17 protein-coding genes are annotated in these 17,761 nt (G+C 60.6%); 7 read left to right on the top strand and 10 right to left on the bottom strand.

Translation table 11 applies throughout. From position 1 onward, the window contains the following. Positions 1-79 precede the first annotated feature (79 nt). The gene (locus tag ACGLWX_RS00900) at positions 80-970 is read left to right on the top strand and encodes a LysR family transcriptional regulator (protein ID WP_252108709.1); all 891 of its coding nucleotides are present in this window, start codon (positions 80-82) and stop codon (positions 968-970) included. A 110-nt stretch (positions 971-1,080) separates the two neighbouring features. Here the strand turns inward: ACGLWX_RS00900 and gcvP are convergent, their stop codons facing one another. Next, complete coding sequence (gene gcvP, locus ACGLWX_RS00905; RefSeq protein WP_396236595.1) at positions 1,081-3,978, bottom strand: aminomethyl-transferring glycine dehydrogenase; 2,898 nt, start codon at positions 3,976-3,978, stop codon at positions 1,081-1,083. A 75-nt stretch (positions 3,979-4,053) separates the two neighbouring features. Beyond that, on the bottom strand, positions 4,054-4,440 hold the full coding sequence (gene gcvH, locus ACGLWX_RS00910; protein ID WP_396236597.1) for a glycine cleavage system protein GcvH: 387 nt from the start codon (positions 4,438-4,440) through the stop codon (positions 4,054-4,056). Between the two features lie 425 nt (positions 4,441-4,865). Here gcvH and ACGLWX_RS00915 point away from each other — a divergent pair, with 425 nt between their 5' ends. Together ACGLWX_RS00915 and gcvT are read left to right on the top strand one after the other, a co-directional pair. After that, positions 4,866-6,266, top strand: a complete 1,401-nt coding sequence (locus tag ACGLWX_RS00915; protein ID WP_396236599.1) for an alanine/glycine:cation symporter family protein — start codon at positions 4,866-4,868, stop codon at positions 6,264-6,266. Positions 6,267-6,369: 103 nt separating this feature from the next. Beyond that, a complete protein-coding gene (gene gcvT / locus ACGLWX_RS00920) occupies positions 6,370-7,482 on the top strand; it encodes a glycine cleavage system aminomethyltransferase GcvT (protein ID WP_396236601.1) in 1,113 nt (370 codons plus the stop codon). A gap of 73 nt (positions 7,483-7,555) precedes the next feature. On the opposite strand, the gene ACGLWX_RS00925 is transcribed toward gcvT, so the two are convergent. From ACGLWX_RS00925 to ACGLWX_RS00935, 3 genes are all read right to left on the bottom strand, one after another. Beyond that, positions 7,556-8,326 (bottom strand): LysM peptidoglycan-binding domain-containing protein, encoded by a 771-nt coding sequence (locus ACGLWX_RS00925; protein WP_396238144.1) that lies wholly within the window; start codon positions 8,324-8,326, stop codon positions 7,556-7,558. Positions 8,327-8,454: 128 nt separating this feature from the next. Continuing rightward, a complete protein-coding gene (locus ACGLWX_RS00930) occupies positions 8,455-9,336 on the bottom strand; it encodes an acyltransferase (RefSeq protein ID WP_252108714.1) in 882 nt (293 codons plus the stop codon). Positions 9,337-9,486: 150 nt separating this feature from the next. Continuing rightward, positions 9,487-10,410 (bottom strand): LysR family transcriptional regulator, encoded by a 924-nt coding sequence (locus tag ACGLWX_RS00935; RefSeq protein WP_252108715.1) that lies wholly within the window; start codon positions 10,408-10,410, stop codon positions 9,487-9,489. Positions 10,411-10,567: 157 nt separating this feature from the next. Here ACGLWX_RS00935 and ACGLWX_RS00940 point away from each other — a divergent pair, with 157 nt between their 5' ends. Together ACGLWX_RS00940 and ACGLWX_RS00945 are read left to right on the top strand one after the other, a co-directional pair. Beyond that, positions 10,568-11,266 (top strand): CoA transferase subunit A, encoded by a 699-nt coding sequence (locus ACGLWX_RS00940; RefSeq protein ID WP_252108716.1) that lies wholly within the window; start codon positions 10,568-10,570, stop codon positions 11,264-11,266. A 55-nt stretch (positions 11,267-11,321) separates the two neighbouring features. Then, a complete protein-coding gene (locus ACGLWX_RS00945) occupies positions 11,322-11,987 on the top strand; it encodes a CoA transferase subunit B (protein WP_396236603.1) in 666 nt (221 codons plus the stop codon). Positions 11,988-12,018: 31 nt separating this feature from the next. On the opposite strand, the gene ACGLWX_RS00950 is transcribed toward ACGLWX_RS00945, so the two are convergent. Continuing rightward, complete coding sequence (locus ACGLWX_RS00950) at positions 12,019-12,783, bottom strand: DUF1338 domain-containing protein (protein WP_396236605.1); 765 nt, start codon at positions 12,781-12,783, stop codon at positions 12,019-12,021. Positions 12,784-12,891: 108 nt separating this feature from the next. Beyond that, entirely contained in the window at positions 12,892-13,152 is a 261-nt protein-coding gene (locus ACGLWX_RS00955) for a GrxA family glutaredoxin (protein ID WP_396236607.1), read from the bottom strand. A gap of 153 nt (positions 13,153-13,305) precedes the next feature. Here ACGLWX_RS00955 and ACGLWX_RS00960 point away from each other — a divergent pair, with 153 nt between their 5' ends. Then, positions 13,306-14,079, top strand: a complete 774-nt coding sequence (locus ACGLWX_RS00960; RefSeq protein WP_396236609.1) for a 3-hydroxybutyrate dehydrogenase — start codon at positions 13,306-13,308, stop codon at positions 14,077-14,079. 36 nt (positions 14,080-14,115) lie between these two features. Here ACGLWX_RS00960 and ACGLWX_RS00965 read toward each other — a convergent pair whose 3' ends face one another. From ACGLWX_RS00965 to ACGLWX_RS00975, 3 genes are read right to left on the bottom strand one after another with little or no spacing between them, the layout of a single operon-like run. After that, entirely contained in the window at positions 14,116-14,655 is a 540-nt protein-coding gene (locus ACGLWX_RS00965) for a response regulator transcription factor (protein ID WP_252108901.1), read from the bottom strand. Positions 14,656-14,682: 27 nt separating this feature from the next. Next, positions 14,683-15,960: an ATP-binding protein gene (locus ACGLWX_RS00970; RefSeq protein WP_252108721.1), complete on the bottom strand. Its 1,278-nt coding sequence runs from the start codon at positions 15,958-15,960 to the stop codon at positions 14,683-14,685. 23 nt (positions 15,961-15,983) lie between these two features. Further along, complete coding sequence (locus ACGLWX_RS00975; RefSeq protein WP_396236611.1) at positions 15,984-16,409, bottom strand: hypothetical protein; 426 nt, start codon at positions 16,407-16,409, stop codon at positions 15,984-15,986. A gap of 210 nt (positions 16,410-16,619) precedes the next feature. Between ACGLWX_RS00975 and pyrC the strand changes: the two genes are divergently transcribed. Beyond that, positions 16,620-17,657 carry a dihydroorotase gene (pyrC, locus tag ACGLWX_RS00980; RefSeq protein WP_396236613.1) on the top strand — a complete coding sequence of 346 codons (1,038 nt, stop codon included), beginning with the start codon at positions 16,620-16,622 and terminating at the stop codon, positions 17,655-17,657. Positions 17,658-17,761 lie beyond the last annotated feature (104 nt).

The raw sequence follows: 17,761 nt of genomic DNA on the forward strand, positions 1-17,761 counted from the left end.
GCTTGCCGGTTATGCTAACCTTACGCGTTTGGGTGGCCGCGTTGGACCGCCTGACGACTCTTTTGCCATGGCGCTTCTCATGTTCAATGCCCACTACTTTCGAACGTTCATCACTTTGGTGGAAACCGGCAGCTTCACGCGCACCGCGCAGCGCCTGGAAATGACCCAGCCGGGTGTCAGCCAGCACGTTCGAAAACTCGAAGGGTATCTGGATAAAACGCTGATAGAGCGCAAAGGCAAGAGTTTTACGCTGACCGAGGCCGGGCGGCGTGCCTACGACTACGCGCTCAAGCTCTTCGCCGAGCACGAACAGTTTCGCCACGCCCTCGATGATGATTTGATCGACAGCGGCGAGTGCCGCATTGCGTCCCCTGGAAGCGTGGGGCTCATGCTTTACCCGTTCATTCTGGGTCAGCAGCAGATGCACCCCAACCTGACGGTGAGCTACAGCTTCGCCTTCAATCACGAGATCGTCGGGGATGTGATCAACGGGCGCTACGATATCGGTATCGCCACCGAGCAGGTCAAAAGCGCGGAGCTCTCCTGTACCGTTTGGCATACCGAGCCACTTTGTCTGGTCGTGCCGGCGGATTTCGCCGGCTCCACGCTTGCCGAGCTGATGGGCCTTGGCTTCATCAACTACTATGACGGTATCAACCACGCCAACCACCTGCTACGTGCCAACTACCCCGACGAATTTCGCTCGATGAGCCATTTCCGCCATCAGGGATTTACCAACGAGGTCAGCATGGTGCTCGATGCCGTGGCCAGGGGCCTGGGGTTTACCGTGGTGTCGCGCCTGGTGCTCGAAACCTCGCCCTGGCAGCGCCAGGTACGGGCGCTGTCGCTTCCGGTCGGCGTCGACGAGGTGCTCTACGTGCTGACCAGGCGTGACGCCACCCCGCCCAAGCGCTATCAAAAGTTGCTCGATGGTTTCAAGGCGCAGCGGCTTCAGGAAACCGCCCAATAATCCGAGCGTAAGTAACGAAAGCGTAAGTAACTATAAAAGTGAAACACACATAAGAAAGCCCCACCGTGATGAACACGGTGGGGCTTTCTTGCGCTAGAGGCGAGGGATGGCTATTCGCTTCGGTAGTCGTCGATGCTCGGACAGGAGCAGATCAGTTGCCGGTCGCCCAGCACGTTATCGACCCGGTTGACCGCAGGCCAGTACTTCGCCGCCATGACCGCTTCAGAGGGGAAAGCGCCGAGCGCCCGATCGTAGGGGCGATCCCATTCGGCATCGGCCAAGTCACGCTGGGTGTGCGGGGCGTTGACCAGCGGATTGTTCTCGAGCGGCCACTCGCCGTTTTCGACCCGCTTGATTTCGTCACGAATGCTGATCATGGCGTCGCAGAAACGGTCGATCTCGTAAAGCGACTCGGACTCGGTCGGCTCGATCATCAGCGTGCCGGGTACCGGGAAGGACATGGTCGGCGCGTGGAAGCCGTAATCCATCAGGCGCTTGGCGATATCCTCCTCGCTGATGCCGGAGCTCTGCTTGAGCGGACGAATATCGATGATGCACTCGTGGGCAACGGTGCCGTTTTGCCCGCGATAGAGAATCGGGTAGCTCTCTTCCAGGCGCTTGGCAATGTAGTTGGCGTTGAGGATGGCAAGCTCGGTCGCCTCGCGAAGCCCGCGTGCGCCCATCATCTTGATGTAGGCCCAGGAGATCGGCAGGATCGAGGCGCTGCCGAAGGCCGCCGCGGCCACCGCGCCGCCTTCGGTTTTCACTCCGCTGATCGGCGTGACCACGTGATTGGCCACATAAGGCGCCAGGTGCGCTTTTACTCCGATCGGCCCCATGCCCGGGCCGCCGCCGCCGTGGGGAATGCAGAACGTCTTGTGCAGGTTCAGGTGCGAAACGTCGCCGCCGAAGTCGCCAGGGCGGGTCAGGCCCACCTGCGCGTTCATATTGGCGCCATCGACATACACCTGGCCGCCGTTGTCATGCACGACATCGCATACCTTGCGCACGTGAGATTCGAACACGCCGTGGGTCGACGGGTAGGTGATCATCACCGCTGAGAGGCGATCCTTGTGCTGCTCGGCTTTTTGGGTGAGATCGTCGAGATCGATATTGCCCTGCTTGTCGCACTCGACCACGACCACCTCCATGCTCACCATAGCGGCGGACGCCGGGTTTGTGCCGTGGGCGGAACTCGGAATCAGGCAAACGTTACGATGACCTTCGCCTTGGGCGGCCTGGTAGCGGCGGATGGCCAGAAGCCCGGCGTATTCGCCCTGGGCACCGGAGTTTGGCTGCATCGAGACGTGGTCGTAGCCGGTGATCTCGACCAGAAACGCCGCCAGCTCATCGATCATCTGGTGATAGCCCGCCACTTGGTCACGCGGCGCGAAGGGATGAAGCTTCGAAAACGCGGGCCAGGAGATCGGAATCATCTCGCTGGTCGCGTTGAGCTTCATGGTGCACGAGCCCAGCGGAATCATGGCGTGGGCCAGCGACAGGTCCTTATTCTCCAGGCGTTTCAGATAGCGCAGCATTTCGGTTTCGCTGCGGTAGCGCTTGAACGTCGGGTGCGTCAGAAACTCGCTTTCCCGGCGGTAGCCGGCCGGAATGCCCGAGCGCTCATCACTCATCACTTGCTCTTCGAGGGGCGGCAGCGACAGGCCGTGCTCGTCGCCCAGCAGCACATCGAACAGCGCGCTGACGTCGTGGGCGGTGGTGGTCTCGTCGAGGCTGACGCCGATGTCGCCGCCCTCGAAGTAGTGCAGGTTGACATCGGCGGTCATCGCGCGGCCGTGAATCTTGCCGGCATCCACGCCAGTCAAACGCAGCGTGTCGAACCAGCTGTCGCTTGCAAGCGTTACCCCAGCCTGCTCAAGGCCTTGAGCCAGCAGGGTGGTCAAGCGGTGAACCCGGGCGGCGATCTTTTTGAGTCCTTCAGCGCCGTGGTAAGTGGCGTAGAAGCCAGCGATGTTGGCCAGCAGCGCCTGGGCAGTACAGATGTTGGAGGTCGCTTTCTCGCGGCGGATGTGCTGCTCGCGGGTCTGCATCGCCATGCGCAGCGCGGTATGGCCGCGGCTGTCCTGAGACACGCCGATGATCCGTCCGGGAATCGAGCGTTTGAGTTTGTCTGAAGTGGCAAAAAACGCCGCGTGGGGGCCACCAAAGCCCATCGGCACGCCAAAGCGCTGGGAGTTGCCGATGACGATATCCGCGCCAATCGCACCCGGCTCCTTGAGCAATACCAGACTCAAAAGGTCAGTGGCCACGCAGCTCATCACGCCGCGCTCTTTTGCAGTGGTTAAAAGCGTCTCGAGCGGAGTGATCGCGCCGCTGGCGTTGGGGTATTGAAACAGCGCGCCGAAGACATCGTGATCGGCAAGCGACGCCGCCGGGCCGATGATCAGCTCGAAGCCGAAGCATTCGGCGCGGGTACGTACGACGTCGACGGTTTGCGGGAAAACGTCGTCGGCGACGAAGAAGGCGTTGGACTTGCTCTTCTTGTTGGCGCGTTTGCAAAGCGCCATGGCCTCCGCCGCCGCGGTCGCTTCATCCAAAAGCGAGGCGTTGGCAAGCTCCATGCCGGTCAAATCCATCACCACCTGCTGGAAGTTCAAAAGGCCTTCCAGGCGGCCCTGGGAGATTTCCGGCTGATACGGGGTGTAAGCAGTGTACCAGCCCGGATTTTCCAACACGTTACGCTGAATCACCGCCGGCAGATGGGTATTGTAATACCCCTGCCCGATGTAGCTTTTGGCGACCCGGTTCTGCCGCGCCAGCTGGGCAAGATACCCCAGCGCCTCGGCTTCGCCCTGAGGCTCGTCCAAAGCGAGCTCGCGGCCCAGACGAATGTCATCGGGCACGGTGCGTTGAATCAGCTCCTCAAGGCCTTCGACGCCCAGCGCCTTGAGCATCGCGCTAACGTCGCGTTCTCCCGGGCCGTTGTGGCGTTTGATGAAAGCATCGTGATCGGCCAGTTCGGCCAGGCGGCGTGTTTCAAAGGACATGAGAATATTCCGAACGTGATGGGAAAAACCGTGCAGGGCAAAGCGTAAGCGCCTGCGAAGGCAGGCGCTTTAAGATCAGTCGTCGGCGAGTGTGGCCTGGTAGGCGTCGGCGTCGAGCAGGTCGTCAAGGTCACCGTCGTCGATACGCACTTTCATGATCCAGCCGCTTTCGTAGGGCGCTTCGTTGACGGTTTCCGGCGCGTCGTCGAGCGCTTCGTTGACTTCGACCACTTCACCGTTGACCGGCGCGTAGAGATCCGAGGCCGCCTTGACCGACTCGATGACGCCGAACTCGTCTCCCTTGCTCAGGGTTTGGCCGACTTCCGGAAGCTCGACGAACACCACGTCGCCCAGCGCCTTTTGAGCGTGATCGGTAATGCCCACGGTGACGGTACCGTCTTCATTATCGAGCACCCATTCGTGGCTTTTGGCGTAGCGAAGGTTGGAAGGCAAGTTGCTCATGTCGTTTCCCTATTGAACGGTTGGCTGAACCACCATGGTAGCGCCTGGCCGGGGGGCTTGGCGAGCCTCTCGCCGGGCGGCGATGATGGGCGCTATGGTACCGTGTTTCTGATAGGAAACAAATTTCCATAGCGCGTTCTGGCATAAGAAGAAAGGCTCGATCGATAGCCCGTTTTAGCCTGACAGCGCATCAAATCAACCGCTTGCTGGCACTTTCACGGCCAAAAAGCGCAAACCTCATGGCGAGTGACCGGTGTAATGGTGTAAAACGGGGGAATCGACCGCGACGCGCTATCGGGCCTTTCGCCGGGTAGCGCTTGGCGGTCAGTCAGCACTCGGCAGCTGCTTTTACACGAGCGGGCCGAACATAAAAAAATCAGCCAAAAAAGCATCCAGCGGTGCTTCAAGGGATAAGGAGTAATGTCGTGGAGACTTTAACCAGTCTGGTCAAGGCCGTGAACGGCGTCGTATGGGGGCCTTTGATGCTCATCCTGTTGCTTGGGGTGGGGATTTATCTGCAGGTGGGGCTCAAGTTGATGCCGGTTCGCAAACTCGGCACGGGCTTCAAGCTTTTATGGCAGGGGCGCGACCCGAAGCGGGCGAAAGGCGTCGAGCATAAAACCGACGACGGCGAGATTTCGCCGTTCAATGCGCTAATGACCGCGCTTTCCGCCACTGTCGGCACAGGTAATATCGCCGGTGTGGCCACGGCGATCGCACTGGGCGGGCCGGGGGCGGTGTTCTGGATGTGGATCACCGCGCTGGTCGGCATGGCGACCAAGTTCGCCGAGGCGGTGCTCGCCGTTCGCTACCGTGAAACCGACAGTAACGGCCACCATGTAGGCGGCCCAATGTTCTACATCAAGAACGGTCTGGGCAGAAAGTGGCTGTGGCTTGGCGCGCTGTTCGCCTTTTTTGGCGCGGTCGCGGCCTTTGGCATCGGCAATACCGTTCAGGCCAACTCCGTGGCTGATGCCATGGACGCTACGTTTGGCGTGCCGCACTGGCTCACCGGCGTGGTGATCATGGTGCTCACCGGCGCGGTCATTCTGGGCGGCATAAAGCGGATCGCCAACGTGGCGGGCAAGCTGGTGCCGATCATGGGGATCGCCTACGTGCTGGCAGGGCTTGTGGTGCTGGTGATTAATGCCGACCAGCTCGGCGAGGCGTTTGGGCTGATTTTCTACTACGCCTTCAACCCGATGGCGGCGGCCGGCGGCTTTGCCGGGGCGGCGGTCATGGCGGCGATTCGTTTCGGCGTGGCGCGTGGTGTTTTCTCCAACGAAGCGGGTCTTGGCAGCGCGCCGATCGCCCACGCCGCGGCGCAAACCAAAAACCCGGTGCGTCAGGGCTTGATCGCGATGCTGGGTACCTTCATCGATACGCTCGTGGTCTGCACCATTACCGCGCTGGTCATTTTGACCTCAACAGTATGGCTTGAGGGCGAGCAGGGTGCCTCGCTCACCGCGCTCTCCTTCGATGCGGCGCTGCCGGGTTGGGGCAATCAGATCGTGGCCATCGCGCTTGCGATCTTCGCCTTTACCACCATTCTGGGCTGGTCGTTCTACGGTGAGAAGTGCTTTCAATTCCTGTTCGGTACGCGCTCGATCATGCTTTACCGCGTGCTGTTCGTACTGGCTCTGCCGCTCGGCGCGATGGCTCAGCTTGGTTTCATCTGGTTGATGGCGGACACGTTCAACGCGCTGATGGCGATTCCCAACCTGATCGCGCTGGCGCTGTTGTCGCCGGTGGTGTTCAAGCTGGCGCGCGACTATTTCGCCGGCAAGGACGTGCTCCCCGGCGAAGCGCTGGATCACGACAAATAAGGATGTGCGCACCACGTTGACTCGAGCCGGGGGCGAGCCACGCTTCCCGGCTCTTTTGATGTTGAGGAACTGATGCCGAGGCATCGATGTTGAGGAATAAGGCATGACCGAACTCAAGAAAACCCCGCTACACGCGCTGCACGAGTCGTTGGGCGCCAAAATGGTTCCCTTCGCCGGTTTTGATATGCCGGTACAGTACCCGCTCGGTGTCAAGAAAGAGCACGAGCATACCCGCCGTCAGTGCGGGCTGTTCGATGTCTCGCACATGGGCCAGATCGCGGTGGCCGGGCCAGACGTCGCCGAGGCGCTCGAGTCGCTGATTCCCGCCGATCTCGTGGGTCTTTCGAAAGATCATCAGCGCTACGGGCTTTTCATCGGCACCGAGGGCGGCATTATCGACGATCTGATGCTGGTCAACGCCGGTGACCACTTTTATCTGGTGGTGAACGCGGCGTGCAAGGACCAGGATCTGGCGCACCTGCGCACCAATTTGGGCAATACCCACGATATCGAGGTGCTGGAGCGTGGGCTTCTGGCGCTGCAGGGCCCCGAGGCCGCCAGCGTCATGCAGCGTCTCTGCCCCCAGGCGTGCGCGCTGACCTTTATGCAGCACGGGCGTTTCAACGTGGGCGGCTTTGATGTGTGGGTTAGCCGCAGCGGCTATACCGGCGAGGATGGTTTCGAGATTTCGGTGGCCGCTCCGGACTGCGAGCCGTTCGCCAAAGCGCTCTTGAGCGAACCGGAGGTAGAAATGATCGGCCTGGGCGCGCGGGACTCGCTGCGCCTGGAAGCCGGGCTCTGCCTTTATGGTCACGACATGGACATGCAGACTACGCCCGTCGAGGCCGGCCTGATTTGGGCGATTGGCAAGCCCCGCCGCCACGGCGGCGAGCGCGCCGGTGGCTTCCCCGGCGCCGACGTGGTGCTGCATCAGATTGACGCCCGGGATCATGCGCGCAAGCGGGTGGGCTTGGTCGCCGATGGCCGGGCGCCGGTACGCGAAGGCGCGCGCCTGGTCGATGAGCAGGGTGAAGAAATCGGCGTGGTCACGTCCGGCGGTTTCGGGCCAAGCGTGGGTAAGCCGATCGCCATGGGGTACGTAACCCGTGAATTCGAAGCGGTGGAGTCAGTGGTTTACGCCGAAGTGCGCGGCAAGAGACTGCCGATGACCGTAGTTAAAACGCCGTTCGTCGCTCCGGGCTACTATCGCGGCTAGGGCGTATGACCTGACCGCAAAGCCCCGGCCATGGCCGGGGCTTTTTTATACCTGCCAGCAACGCGTTGGGGCGCTAGCGAAGCACCTGGCGCGGGTCGATCGGCTGGCCGCCCAAACGCAAATCGAACAGCAGGTCATAGCGCTGAGTGGCGTTACTTTGCCCGACCTCGCAAAGTGGCTCGCCAGCGCTGACGTTCTGGCCGGTACTGACCAAAATGGTGTCGCACAGCGCGTAGACGCTTTGCAGGTTATCGGCATGATGCACGATCACGACTTCACCCAGCTGGCGCATGCCGTCGGCGAAGCGCACCTCACCTGGAGCTACCGCTTGGGCGCGTGCGCCCGCTTGAGTCGCCAGCAGCATCGGCTGGAGCGTGCCTCGACTGTCGGTGCCGAAGCGGCGCACAATGCGGTAATCCTCCAGCGGCCAGGGCCAGTTGCGCGCCGACGACGGGACGCTGGCGCTCGGCGTAGGGGCCGGGCGGCTGGCGCTGCTCGAGGAACCGGACGAGGCTGCTCGGGCGGCGGATGCGCCACTCAGCGGTACGCTAATGACTTGGCCGACGCGCAGCGCAGTGGGCGAGGTGCCCGAGTTGGCGCTTTGAATACGCCCGGCGGTGGTGCCGAAATGGCGCGCTACTTTGGAAAACGTGTCGCCCGAGCGAATCTGGTAACGATAGGGCCCGCCGGAGGGGGCGCGCTCCTGTTGAGTAGGAATTAAAAGACGCTGGCCCACCGCCAGGCCTCTGGCGTTGACCCCAGGGTTAAAACGCTCCAGGCGCTCCAGCGGTACGCCAGCGCGGGCGGCAAGCTGTCCCAGCGTATCGCCGCGGCGTACTTCGATCCACTGGCCGTTAATGGCGCTGGCCTCGCTTGCGCTGCTGCCGACACTGACGCGCTGACCCGACGAGGGTGACGAGCCCGCGCACCCGCCAAGCACACCGGCCAGCAGGCAAACCCCGATCCAAAGCGCTAGGCGTGGTCGCTGAGCGTTTCCAGCAGCGCGTCTTTTTCCTGCCAGAGTGAGTTGATCCATGCGTGGAAACGTTCCTTGTGCTGCGATTGTTGATGATAGCTTGCGGTGTGCATCCACTCCGGGATCTCGAGTTTGCGGGCCACCAGCGTGATGGGCGCTTCCTGACCACAGAGAAAGCCCCAAAACGTTGGCGACGGATTAGCGTAGCTGATGGTGACATCCACGATGCCATCGAGCTGGTCGCCGATGAGGCCGAGCACTTGGGCGACGCCGCCGGCCTTGGGCCGCAATAAATGTCGGTACGGGCTCTGCTGAGCATCGCGCTTGGCCACGCTGAAACGCGTCCCTTCGACGAAATTGTAGATCGAAATCGGCGCGTGGCGCGCTTGGCGGCACATCCGCTCGGTCGAATCCCGGTCAATGGTAGCGAGCTTGGGATTTTTGGCAATCTGCTCGCGGCTAAAACGGCGCATGAAGGGAAACTCCAATGCCCAAAAGGCAAGGCCGACGATGGGAATCCAGATCAACCGGTGTTTGAGAAAAAACCGCGGCATGGGAATGCGCCGATGCAGCGCCATGAACAGGATGAAAATATCGGTCCAGCTGCGATGATTGGAGATTACCAAAAGCCACTGCTGCGGGCTTAGCGAGTCGGGAATATCCAAAGCGACGTTAGGCTTGAGCCAGCGCTTCATCCACCAAAGGTTGAGCCCGATCCAGTTGAGCGCTACCGCGCAGAGCCGGTCGAGCAACCACTGACGCGCGCGCCGCCCCGGTATCACGACCTTGAGAAAGGTGAGCACCAGAAGCGGCACTCCCCAGAAAAGCGTGGCAAGCGTCATCAGCACGATGCTAACGACTCCCTTGATGACCGGCATACTCACCTCCCTTAAGTGACTTGCGGCCTTATTCTTGACGTGTTGGTAAGCCTTTCGCAGAAGGCCGCCTTGAAGCGTTGGGTGTTCTGTTGGCGGCGTATCTTCTGGCGGCCTTATCGGCTTTTGGCTAAATCCTAAAGGATCAAGGCGTTACTTCCCAGCAAATCCGATGCCCGGCGATTGCCAGCGCTTTTCAAACAGTGGGGCAACGGTATCGATCAGCACCCCGCGAAGCGCCTGGGCGGCCACTGAAAGCTCCTGGTGGGTGAGCATGCCCACCTGACACTCGATCACGCCCTCGTTAAGCGCGACGCAGCGCGCCCCCAGCGCGTGCATTTGAGGAATGCACATCGAAGGCACCGCGCTTACCCCAAGCCCTCTGGCCACCATGCTGGCCACGGTCGAAAGCTGGTGGCTTTCGAAAGCAACGGAAAGCTCGTGCCCCTGACGCGCCAGGCCGTCCTCGAGCAGGCGGCGCACCCTTGACGGGCGCTGCAGCGTGATCATGTCTTCCTGCAATAGCCGCTGCCAGTTGAGCGGTTGACGGCCAAGCGGGCTTTCGGGCGGGACAACGGCGACGAAGTGGTCCTCGAAAAGCGGCGTGAAGGTCAAGCTGCCAAGCCCTTCCGGGGCGAACACGATGCCGATTTCGACCTGACGGGCGCGCACCATGGCCATGACGTCCTCGTTGATAACGTCGTGAACCGTGACGTTGATTTTGGGGTGGCGTCGGCGAAAGCTCGCCAGCGCCTCGGGCAGCAAACTACAGGCAAAGGAGGGCATGGCCGCCACGCTGAGCCGACCCAGCTGCAGCGTGAAGCGTTCGCGCAGACGCTCCTCGGTGTTCTCCCACTGCGCCACCAGGTGCTTGGCCAGCGGTAAAAGCGATTCGCCTTCCGGCGTCAGGCGGACGTGGCGGGTGCTGCGAATCAGAAGTTTGCCTCCGAGCGACTCTTCCAAGCCCTTAATCGCCAGTGACAGCGCCGGCTGGGAAAGGTGCAAACGCTCGCAGGCCTGGGTAAAGCTCAGGGTTTGGGCGACGGCCAGAAACGCGCGAAGCTGCTTGACGGTCATAAGGGCTCTTCATAAGTTATTTAAATCAATTGATAAGAAAAACAAACTTAACAAATATATCGCCCCGCACAACACTGGTATTAGGCAGCTATCCTCTGTAATACGCCTGTTCGCCGTCTCGGCGCGAGAGGCTTCATCGACAACAGCGAGGTTACCCATGGCAGGATTCGACAAACGTGTCGCTTCTTATGAAGAGGCAATGGAAGGTATCGAGGACGGAATGACCGTGCTGGCGGGCGGCTTCGGGCTCTGCGGCATTCCGGAAAACCTGATTGCCGAGATCCAGCGTCGCGGCGTCAAGGATCTGACCGTGGCCTCCAACAACTGCGGTGTCGACGGCTTCGGCCTAGGCCTTCTGCTCGAAAAGCGCCAGATCAGCAAGATCTACGCCTCCTACGTCGGCGAAAACGCGCTTTTCGAGCAGCAGATGCTCAACGATGAGATCGAGGTCGTACTAACGCCCCAGGGGACACTGGCCGAAAGAATGCGCGCCGGCGGCGCGGGTATTCCGGCGTTCTATACCGCTACCGGCTACGGCACGCCGATTGGTGACGGCAAGGAAGTGCGCGAGTTCGGCGGCCGCCACTATATTCTCGAAGAGGCGCTGGTGGGGGATTTCGCCATCGTCAAAGGCTGGAAGGCGGACCGCTACGGCAACGTGATGTATCGCCACACCGCGCAGAACTTCAATCCCATGGCCGCCACCGCCGGCCGAATCACCGTCGTGGAAGTCGAGGAGATCGTCGAACCCGGAGAAATGGACCCGAGCCAGATTCACACGCCGGGCATCTACGTCGACCGGATCATTCAAGGCTCGTTCGAGAAGCGCATCGAAAAGCGCACGGTTCGAAGCTAACCGCCGGATGACACCCGCTCTATCGACCCATCACCATTGATTTGAGGACATTACCATGGCGTTAACACGTGAGCAGATGGCCCAGCGCGTCGCCCGCGAACTCAAGGACGGCTTCTACGTCAATCTCGGAATCGGCATTCCCACCCTGGTAGCCAACTATGTCCCGGAAGGGATCGACGTGATGCTGCAGTCCGAAAACGGGCTTTTGGGCATGGGACGCTACCCCAGTGACGAAGAGCTCGACCCGGACATGATCAACGCTGGTAAAGAGACGGTCACGGCCCGCCCGGGGGCGGCCATATTCTCCTCTGCGGAGTCGTTTGCCATGATTCGCGGTGGCCACGTGGATTTGACGGTACTGGGCGCTTTCGAGGTGGATCAGAACGGCAATATCGCTTCTTGGATGATTCCGGGCAAGCTGATCAAGGGCATGGGCGGGGCGATGGATCTGGTCGCCGGCGCCGAGAACATCATTTGCACCATGACCCACGCTTCCAAACACGGCGAATCCAAGCTGCTGGAAAAATGCGAGCTGCCGCTGACCGGCGCGGGCTGCATTAGCCGCGTGCTGACCGATCTCGCTTACCTCGAAATCGAGAAAGGTGCGTTCATACTAAAAGAGCGCGCGCCGGGGGTGAGCGTCGAGGAGATCAAGGAGAAAACCGCCGGCAAACTCATCGTGCCCAATCACGTACCGGAGATGGAGTTTGCCCAGCCCTGAATGTCACTCAAAAGGTGGGATGGCGTGTGCGTCACGCCATTTCACATCGGGTGTGGGCCGGTAAAAGCTCCTCACCCAAGGTGGCCGGGCTTTCGCTTAGCACCTTTTGCGCCAGCGCCAGCCCGCCAAGACAGAGACGGTGCTCATCGCCTTGGCGAAACACCAGCTTTTGCGGCATGGCCGGATAAAAGCGGTGCTCTAGCGAACTCGAGACGGGAAAAATGCCGTTTTGTCGGTTTGTCGAGCACTGCATACCGGCTCGTCCCAGCGCTTTGTCGAGCGCGGTAATGGGCTCGCCAAGTGCTTGGCAGTCGAAACCGGCGTGGTGCACCCGGGGCCCCATGGCGGCGAGCCACGCCGCCAGCGGGTGCTCAGCTTCCAACTCCTGATAGAGCGCCCAAGAGGGCATGGGCCAAGGCCGACCGCGGCACAAAAGGTTATGCCCCTTGCAGTCCTGTGGGTGGCTCTGCTCGATCAGTTCCAAAAGGGCGTTGCGCGGCGTGGTGCATAAAGCGCCAAGCTGAAGCTCTACCAGCACCAGCCAGCTGCTACCCGGCGCCCCGAGCAAGTGAATGATCAGCCCCTTGTCTGCCAACGCGTATTGAGTAACGCAGACGTAACCCATTCGCTGAAGCGTTTGGGTGAGATGCCTTGCGCTGAACGGGCCGTGGTTGAGGGTTAGCAGGGTGAGGTAATCAGCCTTGACGTCCAAGGGCCAAATGCCCAGCCCGCCGAGATCTGGATGGGTATGAATGTAATCGAGCCAAAGCTGGCGTTCGAACTCTTCACGTTGCATGGCGCGTGTCCTTGCCGACTTTTTCGGTCTTGTTAGGGAGAATGCCCTCCCAGTATAGGCAGCAAGGGTTTACACGGGTTCCGCACGAAGGCGAAGGTTGTCAACGCATCACGAAAGCAGGTCGTTGTCGCGAACGTAGCGGTCGAACTCGGAAAAGCCGCCGATATGGTTCTGATCGATGAACACCTGAGGCACGGTGTGGATCGGTTTGCCGGCAGTTTTGGCAATGTCCTCTTTGGTCACGCCCTCCGAGGGCATATCGACGTAGCGATAACCTTCTATTTTATAAGCGTTTTCGAGCTGCTCGGCGAGCTGCTTGGCCATGACGCAGAAAGGGCAGCTCATACGGCCAAAAATTACCACGAACATGAAAATTCCTTGGGTTGGGGGATGGCGTTTTGATCATTGTCGCCCAAGAAGGCTGCGTTGAACAATAACGCGTCGCGTTGGTTCAACGCGCGATCACGGTTCTATACTGAGTGGGTTCTAAACGTAGGTGGATTTCTTTTTAAGGAGAGGGCTATGTCGTCAGGTACGGATACAACGCCTCGGGTGGCGCTGGTAACGGGTACGAGCAGCGGAATCGGCGCAAGCGTGGTCGAGCACTTTTGCAAGCAAGGGTTTCAAGTGCTGGCGGTGGATTTCAACGAGGCGGGTGAAAAGATCGCAAGCGACCAGGGCGCGGCGTTCTATCAGGCCGACCTGACCGACCCGCAGGCGTGCAAAAACGCCGTTAAAGAGGCAATCAAGCGCTTTGGTCGGGTGGACATCCTGGTTAACAACGCGGGTATACAGCACGTCAGTAACATCGAGTCGTTTCCTGAAGAGAAGTGGCAGGCGATCATGAATTTGATGCTCACCGCGCCGTTTTTGCTCACCCAGGCGGTATGGCCCTCGATGCGCGAAAACGGCTGGGGCCGCATCATCAATATCGCCTCCATTCACGCCCACGTGGCCTCCCCTGGCAAAGCCGCCTACGTGACCGCCAAACACGGTTTGATCGGCATGACCAAAACCGCTGCGCTTGAGGGCGGGGAGCAGGGCATTACCGCCAACGCCGTGTGCCCGGCCTACGTGCAAACGCCTTTGGTTGAAAACCAGATCGCCGATCAGGCGAAGATGCACAAGATGGACGAGCAGGAAGTGATCGAGAAGATCATGCTCAAGGACGCCGCGATTAAGCGCCTGATCGAACCCGCCGAGGTCGCTCAGCTGGTGTGCTATCTGGCCTCCGACGCCGCCGGCTCCGTGACCGGTTCGAGTTTCAATATCGACCTTGGCTGGACGGCGCATTAACCCGCCCAAACGCCAAGCCTTACCGAATGGGCTGCATTAGCGTCGAACCGGACGTTTTTGCAGCTTTCGCTGCAGGGTGCGCCGGTGCATGCCCAGCGCCCGAGCGGTGGCAGAGATGTTGCCATCGTGCTCCTGCAGCACCTTCTGAATATGCTCCCAGGTGATACGGTTGATCGACGGCGGGTTGTCCGCAAGCTCGATATCCGGGTCGCCGCCACCGTTTTCGAACGCGCCTATGACATCGTCGGCGTCCACCGGCTTGCACAGATAGTGCACCGCGCCAAGCTTGATCGCCTCTACCGCGGTGGCGATACTCGAGTAGCCTGTAAGCACCACGACTCGACAATCCGGCACGATCGTCAAAAGCTCCGGCAACAGCTTGAGACCGGAGCTGTGTTCGAGTTTGAGATCGAGCGTGGCGATGGTTGGAGAGAACGACGCTGCGATCTCTAGCGCCTGCTCGGCGTCGTGGGCAACCTTCACATCGAAGCCACGGCGGGTGAGCGCCCGGCTTAGCACGTGGCAAAATACGTCGTCATCGTCCACGATCAAAAGGCGTTGGTCGTCTGTTTGCATGGTCTTCTCGCTTTCATTGGGCATGACTCACGCCTTGTCCGGCGCGTCGCTGCGCGGCAGCGTTACCTCGGTGAGCGTGCCGCCTTCCGGGTGGTTATAAAGGCTCACGCCGCCGCCGAATCGGTTGATGGTGGCATGGGTTAAAAATAGCCCAATGCCCATTCCCTTGCTCTTGGTCGACACAAAGGTGTCGCCGAGCTGGTCGGCGATCGACATCGAGACCCCCGGGCCGTGGTCGCGAATGTCGATGATGACGTTATCGTCGAACCAGTCCAATCGAATGGCGATTTGATCCGGATGCGCGTCGGCGGCGTTGTTCAAAAGATTGGTTAGCGCCTGGTCGAGAGTGGCATCGACCAATAGCCAAGGCCGCCCGCGGCGATTGGGAATCTCGAGCGTGTGGGTGACGTCCGGGCGGATGACCAGCCAGCGCTGAATGATGCTTGAAAGCCAGATCTCGCCATCCTGAACTTCCGGCTCCGCCATGCGCCGCCGGTCGGCGCTGGTGACCAGGTGCTGCAGTCGTGACTTGCAAACATCCACCTGCTGGCGCAACAGCGCGATATCCTCGAAAAGAGGCGAGCCGTCAGCGGCCTCCGCCTGCATCTCTTTTAAAAGCACCGCCATGGTGGAAAGCGGCGTGCCGAGTTCGTGAGCGGTGCCCGCCGCCTGGGTGGCCACCGCCAGCACCTGCTCGTTTCGTAGTGCGGCTTCGCGGGTGCGCGACAGCGCTTTGTCGCGACTTCGAAGCGCGTGGGCCATCTTGTAGATGAAAAAGGTGACCAGACCCGCTGAAAGCCCAAAGTTGAGCCACATGCCCACCACATGCAGGTTCAAAAGACTATCGCTATCAATATGGCTGAGCTGGGCAATGGGGTGGTAATCCACCATCAGGTAGCTGTAGCCCGCCATGGCGCAGCCGGCAATGATCCAGGCGTGGCGCCAAGGCAGCGTTGCCGCAGCAATGGTCACCGGCACCAGATAGTAGGTAATGAACGGATTGGTCGAACCGCCAGTGAAGTAGAAAAGCAGCGTCAATCCTGCAATGTCCGCCAGCAGGTGTAGCAGATACTCAAGATGGCTAACGGCCCGCGGGCGCCCCAGCCGCCACCAGGTAAGGATGTTCAAAACGCCCATGGCCACCACGACGCCGATGACCGTGGCGGTCTCTAGCTCGAAGTCGAGCACCTCGACCCCGATCAGGATCGCCAGCAAAAAACCGGTCCAGGTGATACCGCGCACGATGGTTAGGCGCACCAGGTTGCGGTTTGGGGTCGATAGCGGCAGCGGCAGGGCGGTTTGCATGAAAGGCTACTTGTCGGTGGCGGTCAGTGGGAGTGGGCGCGAGACGTTTTGACCGAGTGAATGATGAACTTGATGAAAAGCGTCATCACGTAGGTTAGCCAGCCGGCGGTCGCCAGCAGGTTGAAAACCAGAATCTTGGGCGGAAGCCAAGCCCGGCCCAAAAGCGCCTCCAATAAAATGTGCAAGAGCATGGCCAGCAGAAGCGGCAGCGCCAGGGTGTGAATCCACATATCGGTACGGCGCTTGCGCACGTGGTAGCGGCGCAGCAAAAAACGCATGGGCTTGTGCGCCCAGCTAAACAGCAGCAGCGTGCCGACCACGAAGAGCATCGCGATCGTTGGCTCGGTGCTGCCCCGGTGGGTCGATGCGGAAACGGACCAGGCGAGCGCGAGCCACATTAGCCCCTCGATGCTGGTGAGAATGTCAGCGTAGCGCCTCACGTTTTGCATAGGCGGGTAATGTCCTGGAAAGGGTCTGAATGTGAAATGACAAAGCGAAGTAACGTGCTGACATGATACGACACTTGCCAGGCGCTGTGGCCCCCTGATGTTGGATTAAACTGCCCTCAAAACCGTTGGATCGAACCGCTGGATTCATCCCCGGCCGGCTTCGGGTATACTGGCGTGCGCTTTCAACCCACCGCTTGTAAAGGATTGACCGTGGACTCTATTACGTTGACTCGCCCCGACGACTGGCACCTTCACCTGCGCGACGGCGAGGTGCTCGAGGCGGTCGTGAATCACACCGCTGCGCAGATGGGGCGTGCGATCATCATGCCGAACCTTAAGCCGCCGATCACCACGACCGACCAGGCGCTGGCCTACCGCGAGCGTATTTTGAAGGCGCTGGCGCCGGGCAGTGCGTTCGAGCCCTTGATGACGCTCTACCTGACCGATTCCACCACCGCTGACGAGATCGAGAAGGCGCATGCCAGCGGCGTGGTCAAGGCGGTCAAGCTCTATCCTGCTGGGGCGACTACTAACTCGGCGTCCGGGGTGACCGATATCGCCCATTGCGACGCCGCCATCACCGCCATGGAGCGGGTCGGCATGCCGCTGTTGATTCACGGTGAGGTGACCGATAGTGACATCGACATCTTCGATCGCGAAGCGGCTTTCATCGAGCGGGTGCTGAAGCCGCTGCTCGAACGCCACCCGACGCTCAAAGTGGTCTCCGAGCACATCACGACTCAGCAGGCCGCTGAGTTCGTGGCCAACGGCCCCGATAACCTGGCCGCCACGATTACCGCGCACCATCTTCTGTTCAATCGTAACCAGATGCTGGCCGGCGGCATTCGCCCGCACTACTACTGCCTGCCGATTTTAAAGCGCGAACAGCACCGCCAGGCGTTACTGAAAGCGGCCACCAGCGGCAGCCCCAAATTCTTTTTGGGCACCGACAGCGCGCCCCACGAGAAGGCCGACAAGGAGTCGAGCTGCGGCTGCGCTGGCGCCTACACCGCGCCGGCAGCGCTCGAGCTTTACGCCACGGCCTTCGATCAAATGGGAGCGCTCGACAAGCTCGAAGCCTTCGCGAGCCTTAACGGCCCGCGCTTTTACGGATTGGCGCCAAATGTTGACCGCGTCACTCTCGAGCGGCGGGCGCTGGCGCTGCCCTCCCACTATGCCTACGGCGACGGGTGTTCGATCGTACCGCTGCTGGCCGGAGAAGCGCTTCAGTGGTCGATGGTGCGCTAAAACCTGCGCTAGAGGAACTGGTAGACGGGTAGAGAAACACATCGAGCGCGCCTTTTGGCGCGCTCGATGTGTTTTGACGAACTGTTTTTAATGAATGGCGTTCT

Source organism: Halomonas sp. HMF6819 (genome assembly GCF_044335525.1).
Taxonomy (GTDB): Bacteria; Pseudomonadota; Gammaproteobacteria; order Pseudomonadales; family Halomonadaceae; genus Vreelandella.

What these genes read in the sequence shown, in the direction of transcription:
- ACGLWX_RS00900 (WP_252108709.1), top strand. Translation starts at nt 80, where the DNA reads ATGTTCAATGCCCACTACTTTCGAACGTTCATCACTTTGGTGGAAACC.
- gcvP (WP_396236595.1), bottom strand. Translation starts at nt 3,978, where the DNA reads ATGTCCTTTGAAACACGCCGCCTGGCCGAACTGGCCGATCACGATGCT.
- gcvH (WP_396236597.1), bottom strand. Translation starts at nt 4,440, where the DNA reads ATGAGCAACTTGCCTTCCAACCTTCGCTACGCCAAAAGCCACGAATGG.
- gcvT (WP_396236601.1), top strand. Translation starts at nt 6,370, where the DNA reads ATGACCGAACTCAAGAAAACCCCGCTACACGCGCTGCACGAGTCGTTG.
- ACGLWX_RS00930 (WP_252108714.1), bottom strand. Translation starts at nt 9,336, where the DNA reads ATGCCGGTCATCAAGGGAGTCGTTAGCATCGTGCTGATGACGCTTGCC.
- ACGLWX_RS00935 (WP_252108715.1), bottom strand. Translation starts at nt 10,410, where the DNA reads ATGACCGTCAAGCAGCTTCGCGCGTTTCTGGCCGTCGCCCAAACCCTG.
- ACGLWX_RS00940 (WP_252108716.1), top strand. Translation starts at nt 10,568, where the DNA reads ATGGCAGGATTCGACAAACGTGTCGCTTCTTATGAAGAGGCAATGGAA.
- ACGLWX_RS00945 (WP_396236603.1), top strand. Translation starts at nt 11,322, where the DNA reads ATGGCGTTAACACGTGAGCAGATGGCCCAGCGCGTCGCCCGCGAACTC.
- ACGLWX_RS00950 (WP_396236605.1), bottom strand. Translation starts at nt 12,783, where the DNA reads ATGCAACGTGAAGAGTTCGAACGCCAGCTTTGGCTCGATTACATTCAT.
- ACGLWX_RS00955 (WP_396236607.1), bottom strand. Translation starts at nt 13,152, where the DNA reads ATGTTCGTGGTAATTTTTGGCCGTATGAGCTGCCCTTTCTGCGTCATG.
- ACGLWX_RS00960 (WP_396236609.1), top strand. Translation starts at nt 13,306, where the DNA reads ATGTCGTCAGGTACGGATACAACGCCTCGGGTGGCGCTGGTAACGGGT.
- ACGLWX_RS00965 (WP_252108901.1), bottom strand. Translation starts at nt 14,655, where the DNA reads ATGCAAACAGACGACCAACGCCTTTTGATCGTGGACGATGACGACGTA.
- ACGLWX_RS00970 (WP_252108721.1), bottom strand. Translation starts at nt 15,960, where the DNA reads ATGCAAACCGCCCTGCCGCTGCCGCTATCGACCCCAAACCGCAACCTG.
- ACGLWX_RS00975 (WP_396236611.1), bottom strand. Translation starts at nt 16,409, where the DNA reads ATGCAAAACGTGAGGCGCTACGCTGACATTCTCACCAGCATCGAGGGG.